This is a genomic window from Ruegeria sp. YKSF070 (genome assembly GCF_059612725.1).
This window is the reverse complement of sequence record NZ_JBXWRD010000023.1, coordinates 26,439-38,727: the sequence shown is the minus strand read 5'-3', so window position 1 is coordinate 38,727 and position 12,289 is coordinate 26,439. Positions and strand designations below refer to the sequence as shown.

The following is a 12,289-nucleotide window of genomic DNA, read 5'->3' as shown; positions in this document are numbered from 1 at the left end:
GCCCATGCGTGCAGCCGTTGTTGTCTTCCCCGGATCGAATTGCGACCGGGATCTGGCCGTGGCCTTTGAACAGGCCGGTTTCGATGTCTCGATGGTCTGGCACAAGGATGCCAGCCTGCCGCAGGGGATCGACATTGTCGGCATTCCCGGCGGCTTCAGCTATGGCGACTATCTGCGCTGCGGCGCCATCGCCGCGAAATCGCCGATCTGCAAGGCGGTGGTCGAGCATACCGAGCGTGGCGGCTATGCCCTGGGCGTGTGCAACGGGTTCCAGGTGCTGACCGAAACCGGCATCCTGCCCGGTGCCCTGCTGCGCAATGCCGGTTTGAAATACATCTGCAAGACCGTTGAGCTGAAGGTCGAGACCTCGAACAGCGTCTTTACCGAGGGCTACAATGCCGGCGACGTGATCGGCATTCCGATCGCCCATCACGACGGTAACTATTATGCCGATGACGAGACGCTGGCCGCGCTCAAGGCCGAGGATCGGATCGCCTTCACCTATACCGACAACCCCAATGGCGCGCGCGACGATATCGCCGGCATTCTCAGCGCCAACCGCCGTGTGCTGGGGATGATGCCGCACCCCGAACGGGCCGCCGATGCAGGCCATGGCGGCACGGATGGGGTGGCACTCTTCCGCGCATTGGCCGGGGCGCTGACCCCGGCGTGACTTGAGCAACGCGCCCCGCGCGCGTAGCCTTACCTTATGAGTACCGCGCGCAAAGACCCGAAGGGACAGAACTGGATCCGCACCGGCCAGCTCAGCTGGCGGGTGCGTGCGGCGCTGGTGCTGCTGAGCGCGACCGCGACGGTCTGGGTTACCAACAGGCTGCTGACCGACCGCTTCACCGAAAGCACCCGCAACCGGGCCGAGCTGCGGTTGGCGCTCTATTCCGGCAACCTGCTCAGCGAACTCAGGCGGAACGCCATCGTGCCACAGCTGCTGGCGCGCGACCCGACGCTGATCGCGGCGCTGCAATCGAGCGATTTCTCGCAATCGACCCAGCGGTTGATTTCCTTTGTCGAGGAAATCGGTGCCGCCTCGCTGATGCTGCTCGACCGCGACGGGCGTACCGTGGCCGCCACCGACCGCAATCGGCTGGGTGAACAGCACCGCTCGGCGGCCTATTTCGTTGATCCGGTGCGGTCCAATGCAACCGTGTTCTCGACCATCCAGCGCGAGGCGGGCGGCTACAGCTTTACCTATTCCCGCAGGCTGGAGGACAGTTCCGGCGTGCTGGGCGTGATCGTGGTCGAGGTCGATCTGCAAAAGTTCGAACGCGCCTGGTCGGGGATTTCGGACGCGGTGTTCGTGACCAATTCCGCGGGCACCATCATCCTGGCCACCGAGCCGCGCTGGCGCGGTCTGGCCCCGGCCCAGGCGCTGAGCCAGCAGACGCCAGAGAACGCCATCGAACGGGCGATCCGGGTGACCGCCGACTGGACCGCGCTGCCCGCTGACGCCTATCTGCGCGGCGAGGCGGTGATGCGGATGGACAGCCGCATCCCGTTCCGGGGCTGGCAGATGACCTCGTTCACCACCTACGCCTCGATCCGCGAGCGGGTGAACGGGGTGCTGGCGCTGGAGATCATGGGATTCGCGATTCTGCTGGCGCTCAGCTTCTATGCGTTGAGCCGGCGCACCGCGTTCCGCATGGCGCTGTTCCAGCGCGAGTCGGCGGAGCTTCGCGCGCTCAATGCCCGGCTACAGCGGGAAATCGCCGAACGTGAACGGGTGCAAAAGACCCTCGAAGTGGCCGAACAGACGCTGGCGCAAAGCTCGAAACTGGCCGCCTTGGGCGAGATGTCGGCCGCGGTCAGTCACGAGTTGAACCAGCCGCTGGCGGCGATGAAGACCTATCTGGCCGGCGCCCGCCTGCTGCTGCGCCGCAACCGCCCCGAAGAGGCGCTGTCGAGCTTTGGCCGCATCGACGACCTGATCGAGCGGATGGGGGCGATCACGCGGCAGCTGAAATCCTATGCCCGCAAGGGGCAAGAGGCGCTTTCGCCAATAAACATGGGCGATGCGCTGGCGGCCTCGCTGGCGATGATGGAACCGCAGCTGCGCCAGCGGCAGGTGCAGATCACCCAGATCCTGCCGGATCGACCGGTATTCGTGATGGGCGACCGGATGCGGATCGAACAGGTCATGGTCAACCTCTTGCGCAATGCGCTCGACGCCACCAAATCGGTGCGCGACCCCGAGGTCGAGATCATCCTGGCCGCGGGCGAGACCGCCACCCTGACGGTGCGCGACAATGGTCACGGGATCCGTGATTTCGAGAATATCTTTGAGCCGTTCTACACCACGAAACAGCCCGGCGACGGGGTGGGCCTGGGCCTTGCAATCTCCTCGGGGATCGTCAACGACCTTGGCGGGCGCCTGACGGCGCGGAACGGGCAACATGGCGGTGCCGTTTTCGAGATGCAATTGCCGATCCTCGAAGACGGTCTGGAAGCCGCGGAATGAAGAGGGAAAACCCTATGGCACAGGCGATGAAGATTGCGATTGTCGACGACGAACAGGACATGCGCCAGTCGATCAGCCAGTGGCTGGCCCTGTCGGGCTATGACACCGAAACCTTTGCCAGCGCCGAGGAGGCGCTGAAGGTTCTGGGATCGGATTATCCCGGCATCGTCATCTCGGATATCAAGATGCCGGGCATGGACGGCATGCAGTTTCTGAAAAAGCTGATGGGGGCGGACAGCTCGCTGCCGGTGATCATGATCACTGGCCATGGCGACGTGCCAATGGCGGTCGAGGCGATGCGGGTCGGCGCCTTCGACTTTCTGGAAAAGCCGTTCAACCCCGACCGGATGTCCGACCTGGCCAAGCGCGCCAGCAATGCGCGCCGGCTGACGCTGGACAACCGGGCGCTCAGACGCGAGCTGAGCGATGGCAGCCAGATCATGAAAAAGCTGATCGGCACCAGCCCGGTGATGGAGCGGCTGCGCGAGGATATTCTGGACCTGGGCCAGGCCGACGGTCATGTGCTGATCGACGGCGAGACCGGCACCGGCAAGACCCTTGTGGCGCATGCGCTGCATGCGGTGGGCAGCCGGGCGGGCAAGAAATTCGTGCTGGTCTCGTGTTCGGCGCTGGAGGAAGAGGCGCTGTCAAAGCGGCTCTTTGGCCCGATGATCCCCGAGGATGCGCAATTGCCCGCCATCGAGGAGGCGCGCGGTGGCACGCTGGTGCTGGAAGATATCGAGTCGCTCAGCGATGCGCTTCAGGCCAAGCTGTTGTCGGTGATGAACCAGCAGGGCACGCCGGCCGAAACCCGGATCGTGGCGATCTCGAACCTGCAAGAGGCGGGCAAGACCAGCGAGGACGTGCTGCGCCCGGACCTGTTCTATCGCCTGGCCGCGCTGCGCCTGACCATGCCGCCGCTGCGCCAGCGGGGCGAGGATATCCTGACGTTGTTCACCCGGCTCAGCGAGCAGTTCGCCGAGGAATACGGCTGTGACGCGCCGCAGGTCAGCGCGCAAGAGGCCGCGCAGCTGTTGCAGGCGCCCTGGCCGGGTAACGTGCGCCAGCTTATCAACATCGCCGAGCGCGCGGTGCTGCAGGCGCGGCGCGGCTCGGGCACTATCGCTTCGCTCCTGATGTCCGATCACGAGGACATGCAGCCGGTGATGACCACCGAAGGCAAGCCGCTCAAGGAATATGTCGAGGCCTTCGAGCGGATGCTGATCGACAACACCATGCGGCGGCACAAGGGCTCGATCGCGGCGGTGATGGACGAGCTGTGCCTGCCGCGCCGGACCCTGAACGAGAAGATGGCGAAGTACGGGCTTCAGCGCTCGGATTACCTCTGATCCAACCCGGCGGCGACGGCTCTCACGGGCGCGGCCAGCGCCGCCGAGGTATGGCTGGCCGATCCTGGGCCACCTACAGCGACCGGAAGGCGTCGGCGGCGTCGCCCTCCGGGCGGTTTTTGGCCGTGTTCGGGGGCCTATGGGCCCCTTGACCCTCGTGAACATGCACTTTGCCCATTGTCTTTTCCACAGCACTGCTTTTATTGTGACAGAACGGGGCGGCCCCAAGGGTTCCTTGCTCCCGCACCCAATAGAGTTTCGCTGCTCTGCCCCCGCTGGCACAGATCCCGGAGACAAAGCAGACCGATTGGCCCCTGACCGGGGCAATACAATGCCTTCGCCCGCTTGCCGGGTGACAGGAATAAATGGGCAGGCCCGGGAAACGCCCGACCTGTCGGAGAAGAACCGCGATGACGCGCGCGCAACTTTCGAGTGGACGAGCAGAGGGGCAAAACGCCGATCTCTGCCGCGCGGCGTCTCCAATCGCCCTGACAAGACACCCGCCAAATCGTACCCCCCTTAGGACGGTTCTACCGCCTGGGAGGTTGCGCATTGCGCGGTGCACCAAGGAAACATGGCAAAGAAGATGCTCATTGATGCCACCCACGCGGAGGAAACCCGCGTCGTGGTGGTCGACGGCAACAAGGTCGAGGAATTCGATTTTGAGTCCGAAAACAAACGCCAGCTAGCTGGCAATATCTATCTGGCAAAGGTCACGCGGGTCGAACCCTCGCTCCAGGCGGCTTTTGTCGACTATGGCGGAAACCGGCACGGGTTCCTCGCCTTTTCGGAAATCCATCCCGATTACTACCAGATCCCCGTCGCCGACCGGCAGGCGTTGATGGAGGAGGAGCGCGCTTATGCCGAGGCGCAGAAGGCGCGCGACGAGGATGAAGAGGGCGGCAAGTCGCGCCCGAAGCCCAAGCGCAGCCGCAGCCGCTCGCGCAGCAAGGCCGAAAGCCTGCGTTCCTCGGACCCGGTCCAAACCATGGACGTGACCGAGACCGAGATCAGCGGCATGGAGACCATCGACCTCGACGATGACGAGGATCGTGATGTGCTGGACGTTCCCGAGGGCAGCTCGCCGATGGAGCGTGTGGCCGACACCCCGGTCGAAGAACCCGAGGACGGGGCCGATGAGGCCACGGAACAGGCCGAGGACGAGGCTGCTGATACGACCGATGACACCGCTACGGCCAAGGCCGACGGTGACACCACGCAGGACAGTGCCGAGGATCGCGCCGACGACGCCGATGACGAGGATGAGGACGCGGATGATGGCGAGGATACGCCGCGCCCCCGTCGCGGCAAGGCTGATGCCGCCTCAAAGGATGACAGCATCGAATCCATCGCCGAAGAAGACGATGCCGAGGATCTGCGCCCTGTCCGCAAGCCGCGCGCGCGCAAGTACAAGATCCAGGAAGTGGTCAAGGTGCGCCAGGTCATGCTGGTGCAGGTCGTCAAGGAAGAGCGCGGCAACAAGGGCGCGGCGCTTACCACCTATCTGAGCCTTGCGGGCCGCTATTGCGTCCTGATGCCGAACACCGCGCGTGGCGGTGGCATCAGCCGCAAGATCACCAACGCCGTCGACCGCAAGAAGCTGAAAGAGATCGCCGCCGAAATGGACGTGCCCCAGGGCGCGGGCCTGATCGTGCGCACCGCCGGTGCCAAGCGCACCAAGGCCGAGATCAAGCGCGACTATGAATACCTCCAGCGCATGTGGGAGCAGATCCGCGAGTTGACGCTGAAATCCATCGCGCCAGCCAAGATCTATGAAGAAGGCGACCTGATCAAACGCTCGATCCGCGACCTTTACAATCGCGACATCGACGAGGTTCTGGTCGAGGGCGAAGGCGGCTACCGCATCGCCAAGGACTTCATGAAGATGATCATGCCCAGCCACGCCAAGAACGTGCAGCGGTATGAGGACCAGTTGCCGCTGTTCGCGCGTTTCCAGGTGGAAAGCTACCTGAACTCGATGTTCAACCCGACGGTGCAGCTGAAATCCGGCGGCTATATCGTGATCGGCGTGACCGAGGCGCTGGTGGCGATCGACGTCAACTCTGGCCGCGCCACCAAGGAAGGCTCGATCGAGGAAACCGCGCTCAAGACCAACCTCGAGGCCGCCGAAGAGGTGGCCCGCCAGCTGCGCCTGCGCGACCTGGCCGGTCTGATCGTGATCGACTTCATCGACATGGATGAGCGCAAGAACAACGCCGCCGTCGAGAAGCGTCTGAAGGACAAGCTGAAATCCGACCGTGCCCGTATCCAGGTGGGCCGGATCTCGGGTTTTGGCCTGCTCGAGATGAGCCGCCAGCGTCTGCGCCCCGGTATGATCGAGGCCACCACGCAGCCGTGTCCCTCGTGCCATGGTACCGGCCTGATCCGTTCCGACGACAACATGGCGCTGAGCATCCTGCGCCAGATCGAGGAGGAAGGCACTCGCCGCCGCTCGCGCGAGGTGCTGGTGCGCTGCCCGGTGGGCATTGCCAACTATCTGATGAACCAGAAACGCGAGCATATCGCGCAGATCGAGGCGCGCTATGGTCTGAGCGTGCGGATCGAGGGCGACGCGCATCTGGTCAGCCCCGATTTCAGCCTTGAGAAGTTCAAGACCGCAACCCGCGCGGTGCCGCAGGCCCAGGCGCCCGTGGTCTCGGTCGACTCGCGGCTGATGGATCAGGTCGACGCCGACGAGACCGCCGAGGACGAGGACGAGGTAGACGAGCCCCGCACCGAGAAACCGGCCGAGAACGATGGCGACGGCAAGCCCAAGCGCAAGCGGCGGCGGCGGCGGCGGCGCAAGAGCGGTGGCAATGGCGGCGAGGATGGCGCCAACGACACCGACGGCAATGATGACGCGGGTGACGATTCCGCCTCGGATGACGGAGACGACGTGAGCGGGGCCGAGGCGCCTGCCGAGGCAGAACCTGCAACCGAGACCGAAAGCGACGAGGAGGCGGCTCCGGCCAAGACCACGCGCAAGCGGACCCGCACGCGCAAGAAACCGGTCAAGGCCGAAGCGGCTGCTGAAGCAGCCACCGACGAGGTGGTGAGCGAGGAGGCTTCTGCCGCAACTGAGGCTGAGTCCGAGGCTGAGGCTGAGTCGGCACCGGTGAAGAAGACGCCGAAGCCGCGCAAACCGCGCAGCCGCAGCAAGAAGGCCGAAACCCCTGCCGAGCCCGTCGCAACCGAGGCTGTGGCAGAACCCGGCGCCGAGGCCGTCCCGGTCGCGGCGGATGCCGCTACTGCTATGACCGACACTCGTGCCGAGGCAGAGACAGCTCCGGTCGAAGCGGCACAGGTCGACACTCCGGTCGAGGTCGAAGCACCCGCCGAGGCGGCCAAGCCCGAGAGAGAGGCAGAGCCGGTGATGCCCGTCGAGGCCAATGCAGGTCAGGCCGAGGTGACTGCCGAGGAAATCGCTCAGCCCGCCGAGGAAGCGCCTGCGACGCAGGCGGAGCCGGACGCGGAGCTCGCGCCAGAACTGGCGCAGGCAGAGGAACAACCCACGCCTGAACTGGCGGTGGCCGAGGCTGAGCCGGAACCCGACAGTCCAGCCAAGCCCAAGCGGCGCGGCTGGTGGTCGCTAGGACAGTAACGGAAAAGGCGGGCCCCTCAGGGACCCGCCTTTTTCATTCCGCGCGGCGGATCAGGTAAATCTGGTGATCGACGGCGTCCTCCTGACCGATCAGTACATGACCCGCTTCGGCGCAGAAATGCGGTACGTCCACCACCGCGGCAGGATCGTCGGCCAAGAGCCGCAGCACAGCACCGGGCGCCATGGATTTCAGCCGCTTGCGGGCCTTGAGCACGGGCAGGGGGCAAAGCAGCCCCAACGCGTCGAGGGTCTGGGTTTCGTCGGTCATGTCTCGCAGATACGCCCGGTCCGCGCGCCTGTCCAGCGCCCGCCGCGTCATTGCTACAACACGGCCACGAGGATGTGACCGCATGGCCCCGTGACGCGGCCCCCGTGATCACCTATGTGCAGGTCATGTTTGGAATAGAGATCATCGACGCGGGGCTTTTACCCGCCATGTTCGTGGCGCTCCTTGGCGGGATCGTCAGTTTTCTCAGCCCCTGTGTGCTGCCCATCGTGCCGCCCTATCTGGCCTATATGAGCGGGGTGAGCCTGGGCGAGATACAGGATCAGGCCGCCGCGCGGCGCAAGGCGACGCTGGCGGCACTGTTCTTTGTGCTGGGCCTGTCGACCGTCTTTCTGCTGTTGGGGTTCACGGCTTCGGCCTTTGGCGCCTTTGTGCTGTCGAATCAGGAACTCTTCGCCAAGGTCTCGGGCGTGGTGGTCATCGTCTTTGGCCTGCACTTTCTGAGTGTCTTTCGCATTCCGCTGCTGGATCGCGAGGCGCGGATGCAGACCGGCGATGCAGGCGGCTCGGTTTTTGGCGCCTATGTGCTGGGTCTGGCCTTTGCCTTTGGCTGGACCCCCTGTATCGGGCCGCAGCTGGGCGCGATCCTGTCGCTGGCGGCGTCCGAGGCCTCGGTGGCGCGCGGCACGCTGTTGCTGGGTGTCTACGCGGCGGGGCTGGGGGTGCCGTTTTTGTTGGCGGCCATGTTCCTCAGCCGCTCGATGGCGGTGATGAACCGGATCAAGCCTCATATGGGCCTGATTGAGAAGGTGATGGGCGGGCTGTTGCTGTTTGTCGGCATCATGCTGGTCACGGGCCTCTTTACCCAGTTCAGCTGGTGGCTGTTGGAAACCTTCCCGGCGCTGGCGGTGCTGGGCTGAGCGAGGCCGGGGGGCTGTCTGCCCCCGCCGCCGGGCCCTTGGCCCGCCGCCCCCCGAGAGTATTTCCAACCAGAAACAAGCAGGTGGTGCCATCGCTTGGGCTTAATCTTGCCCCAGTGATCAGCTAGGCTGCGACCAAAGAGGTCGAGCCATGAGCAGTGTCCCATCCGCAGGTCAGGTGCGCCAACGCCGGGTGTTCTATATTCCCGGTTACGACCCGATTCATCCCCGCCGTTACCGCGAGCTCTATCGCAAGGAAAGCGCCGAGCAGGCGCGGATCTCGGGCTATTCCGTCACGCTGAAGCCCAAGACCACCAAGGGCCCTTATGGCTGGCATGTCAGCTCCGAACAGGAGGGTGAGGCGGTCGAGGCGGATGTAGAAGTGCTGGTCTGGTCCGATATCGTGCGCGGCAGCATGTCGAACACGATCCCGGCCACCTATGCACAACTGGGGCGCACCGCCTGGACCTATATCGCCTCGGGCGTGCTCTGGCGGCTGATGCGGCTGAGGAAGGGCCCGGTGATTGCGGCCCTTTACCCGGTCGGGATGCTGCTGGCGCAGCTGTTCGCCGCGCTCTTGCTGGTCTGGATGGGTTGGCGGCTGGGCGGGCTGACAGGCTATCCGATTGTTGCGCTGGTCGGGCTGGCGCTGGGGCTTGCGGCGGGCGTCTACCTGCTGCGCTGGTTTCGATCCAAGGATGGCACCTTCTTTGCCTATTACCTGATGCATGATTATGCCTATTCGGCGCGCTGGCGCGGCGCCAACCCGCCCGAGCTGGAGGCGCGGATCGGTGATTTCACCGACCGTATCGCCGTGGCGCTGGCCAGCGATGTGGACGAGGTGCTGGTGGTGGGCCATTCCTCGGGCGCGCATGTGGGTGTGTCTGTGCTCGCCGATCTGATCCGGGCGGGCAGGGTGCCCGCCGATGGTCCGGCGCTGGGGTTTCTGACCCTGGGGCAGGTGGTGCCGATGGTGTCCTTCCTGCCCGAGGCGCAGCGGCTGCGCGCCGATCTGCATTACCTCTGCACCCGCAACGAGTTGGCCTGGGTCGATGTCTCGGCCCCCGGCGATGGCTGTGCATTCGCGCTGTGCGATCCTGTGGCGGTCAGCGGGGTTGCCCCCAAGGCGGGCAAGCGCTGGCCGCTGGTCCTGTCAGCGGCCTTTACCCAGACGCTAAGCCCGGCCCGTTGGGCCGAGCTGCGCTGGCGCTTTTTCCGGCTGCATTTCCAGTATCTCTGCGCCTTCGATCAGGTGGGGGATTACGACTATTTCCGCATCACTGCCGGGCCGCAGACGCTGGCCGCGCGCTATCACGACCGGGCGCCGTCGAAATCGCGGATCGACCGGGCGGTGAGCAAATATACCGATATGGGCGCCGCATGATCCCGCCCAAACCCCCCGCGCGCCCGGACAAGGTCTCGCTCTGGCGCTATCTCAAGCTGTTCCGCCAGGATCTGTTGTCGGCGCAGCCCGCGCGGTTGTACCGCGCCTGGATGGCCGAGTTCCGCACGCCCTTCTTTCGCTCGTATCTGGTGAACCAGCCCGACCTGGTGGACACGGTGCTGAAAACGCGGCCCGACGATTTCCCCAAGTCGAACCGCATCAGCGAGGGGTTGCGGCCGCTGCTGGGCAATTCCGTCTTTCTGACCAATGGCGAGACCTGGAAACGCCAGCGGCGCATCATCGATCCGGCATTCGAGGGCGGGCGCCTGCGCGATACTTTTCCTGCCATGTGGGCGGCCTCCGAGGCGGCGGTGAACCGGCTGGCGGCACAGGCCGGGCAGGAGAGCGAGATCGAAGAGGTCACCAGCCACGCGGCGGCGGATGTGATTTTCCGTACTCTGTTTTCGATCCCGATCGAACATGAGGTGGCGGCGCAGGTGTTCACCCGGTTCCGGGCCTATCAGCGGGCGCAGCCTCTACTCAATCTGGCGGCCTTTGTGCCGGTGCCACGCTGGGTGCCCCGGTTCCATTCGCGCGAGACCCGCCGGAACGCGGCGGTGATCCGGGGGCTGATCCGGCAATTGACCGATACCCGGATGGACGAAATCCGCGCCGGCACCGCGCCCGACGATCTGGCCACCAAGATCATGACCACCAGCGACCCGCAGACAGGCGACCGGTTTGACACTGACGAGATGGTCGATCAGGTGGCGATCTTTTTCCTGGCGGGGCACGAAACCAGCGCCTCGGCGCTTGCCTGGACGCTCTATCTGATGGCGGTTTACCCCGATTGGCAGGAGAAGCTGGCCGAGGAGGCGCGCGCGCTGGATGGTGCCCCGGATTTCAGCGTGATGTCCAAACTGCGGCTCAGCCGAGATGTGTTCCGCGAGGCGCTGCGCCTGTATCCGCCTGTGCCGATGATGGTGCGCGAGACGACTTGCCCCGAGCGGTTCCGCGACCGCGATGTGCCCAAGGGCGCGCAGGTCGTACTCAGCCCCTGGCACCTGCACCGGCACGAACGCCTGTGGGATCGACCCGACGACTTCGACCCGGCCCGCTGGCAGACCGAGAATGGCAAGACCTGCCAGCGCACGGCCTATATGCCGTTTTCGGCCGGGTCGCGCGTTTGCACCGGGGCCGGGTTCGCCATGGTCGAGGGGCCGCTGATCCTGTCGATGCTGCTGCGGCGGTTCCGGTTCGAGCGGATCGCGGGGCGCGAGCCGGTCCCGGTGGCGCACCTGACCGTGCGGGCCGCAGATGGCATCTGGCTGCGCGTAGTTGAGCGCTAACATCCTACCATCCGCGCTTGCCATACTGTATGCGGTGCCAAGCGGAATCATTAAGACGGGAAAGACATATGTCCAAGGCACAAATGCGCGAACAGATGGCAAATGGCGCGGGCTTCATTGCGGCCCTGGATCAGAGCGGTGGCTCGACCCCCAAGGCGCTGGCGCTTTATGGTGTGGACGCGGCGCAATACGGCTCCGAAGAAGAGATGTTTGCCGAGATCCAGCGCATGCGCGCCCGGATCATCCTGGCCGACGATTTCACCAGCAAGAAGGTGATCGGCGCGATCCTGTTCGAACGCACCCTGGGCGAGAGCATCGAGGGCCGCGGCGTGGCCGATTACCTGTGGAACGTCAAAGGTGTGGTGCCCTTCCTCAAGATCGACAAGGGGCTTGAGGACGAGGCCAATGGCGTGCAGATGATGAAGCCGATCCCGGGTCTGGCCGCGACCCTGGCCAAGGCCGAAGGGGTATTCGGCACCAAGGAACGCTCGGTCATCCACGAGGCCAATGCCGAAGGCATCGCCGCCGTGGTGGCACAACAGTTCGATGTGGCACGCGAAGTGATCGCCGCCGGCATGGTGCCGATCGTCGAGCCCGAGGTGAACATCCATTCGACCACCAAGGCGCAAGCCGAAGAGATGCTGAAGGAGGAAATCCTCAAACATCTCGACACCCTGGGTGAGGGGCAGGACGTGATGCTGAAACTGACCATTCCCAGCACTGCCAACCTGTATGACGCGCTGGCCGATCATCCCCGCGTGGTGCGGGTGGTGGCGCTGTCGGGTGGCTATTCCACCGATCAGGCCTGCGACCTGCTGAGCCGGAACGGCAAGATGATCGCCTCGTTCTCGCGCGCGCTGACCGAGGGCCTGTCGAAACAGCAGTCGGATGCCGAGTTCAACACGGCCCTGGGCGGCAATATCGACAAGATCTATCGCGCCTCGCTGTAAGAGCCGCAAAATACGGGAACCGGGCCGCTATTTCGCG

The 12,289-nt window shown here is 64.8% G+C and carries 9 protein-coding genes; 8 read left to right on the top strand and 1 reads right to left on the bottom strand.

All coding sequences use genetic code 11. The features are described from left to right. Window positions 1-4: 4 nt before the first annotated feature. The 4 genes from purQ to AC2FL1_RS12855 all read left to right on the top strand — a co-directional run bounded on the left by purQ (window position 5) and on the right by AC2FL1_RS12855 (window position 7,423). A complete protein-coding gene (gene purQ, locus AC2FL1_RS12870; RefSeq protein ID WP_496877198.1) occupies window positions 5-673 on the top strand; it encodes a phosphoribosylformylglycinamidine synthase subunit PurQ in 669 nt (222 codons plus the stop codon). A 36-nt stretch (window positions 674-709) separates the two neighbouring features. Continuing rightward, window positions 710-2,473: a sensor histidine kinase gene (locus AC2FL1_RS12865; protein WP_496877197.1), complete on the top strand. Its 1,764-nt coding sequence runs from the start codon at window positions 710-712 to the stop codon at window positions 2,471-2,473. Window positions 2,474-2,487: 14 nt separating this feature from the next. Then, a complete protein-coding gene (locus AC2FL1_RS12860; protein WP_496826382.1) occupies window positions 2,488-3,822 on the top strand; it encodes a sigma-54-dependent transcriptional regulator in 1,335 nt (444 codons plus the stop codon). Between the two features lie 574 nt (window positions 3,823-4,396). Continuing rightward, complete coding sequence (locus tag AC2FL1_RS12855; RefSeq protein WP_496877196.1) at window positions 4,397-7,423, top strand: Rne/Rng family ribonuclease; 3,027 nt, start codon at window positions 4,397-4,399, stop codon at window positions 7,421-7,423. A 34-nt stretch (window positions 7,424-7,457) separates the two neighbouring features. Here AC2FL1_RS12855 and AC2FL1_RS12850 read toward each other — a convergent pair whose 3' ends face one another. After that, a complete protein-coding gene (locus AC2FL1_RS12850) occupies window positions 7,458-7,691 on the bottom strand; it encodes a sulfurtransferase TusA family protein (protein ID WP_234144054.1) in 234 nt (77 codons plus the stop codon). Between the two features lie 125 nt (window positions 7,692-7,816). Between AC2FL1_RS12850 and AC2FL1_RS12845 the strand changes: the two genes are divergently transcribed. The 4 genes from AC2FL1_RS12845 to AC2FL1_RS12830 all read left to right on the top strand — a co-directional run bounded on the left by AC2FL1_RS12845 (window position 7,817) and on the right by AC2FL1_RS12830 (window position 12,252). Continuing rightward, window positions 7,817-8,569: a cytochrome c biogenesis CcdA family protein gene (locus AC2FL1_RS12845; protein WP_234136592.1), complete on the top strand. Its 753-nt coding sequence runs from the start codon at window positions 7,817-7,819 to the stop codon at window positions 8,567-8,569. 151 nt (window positions 8,570-8,720) lie between these two features. Next, on the top strand, window positions 8,721-9,953 hold the full coding sequence (locus tag AC2FL1_RS12840) for a hypothetical protein (RefSeq protein ID WP_496877195.1): 1,233 nt from the start codon (window positions 8,721-8,723) through the stop codon (window positions 9,951-9,953). Beyond that, window positions 9,950-11,302: a cytochrome P450 gene (locus AC2FL1_RS12835; protein WP_496877194.1), complete on the top strand. Its 1,353-nt coding sequence runs from the start codon at window positions 9,950-9,952 to the stop codon at window positions 11,300-11,302. Before AC2FL1_RS12840 ends, AC2FL1_RS12835 begins: the two co-directional genes overlap by 4 nt. Before the next feature lie 68 nt (window positions 11,303-11,370). Then, complete coding sequence (locus AC2FL1_RS12830; protein ID WP_496877193.1) at window positions 11,371-12,252, top strand: fructose bisphosphate aldolase; 882 nt, start codon at window positions 11,371-11,373, stop codon at window positions 12,250-12,252. Window positions 12,253-12,289 lie beyond the last annotated feature (37 nt).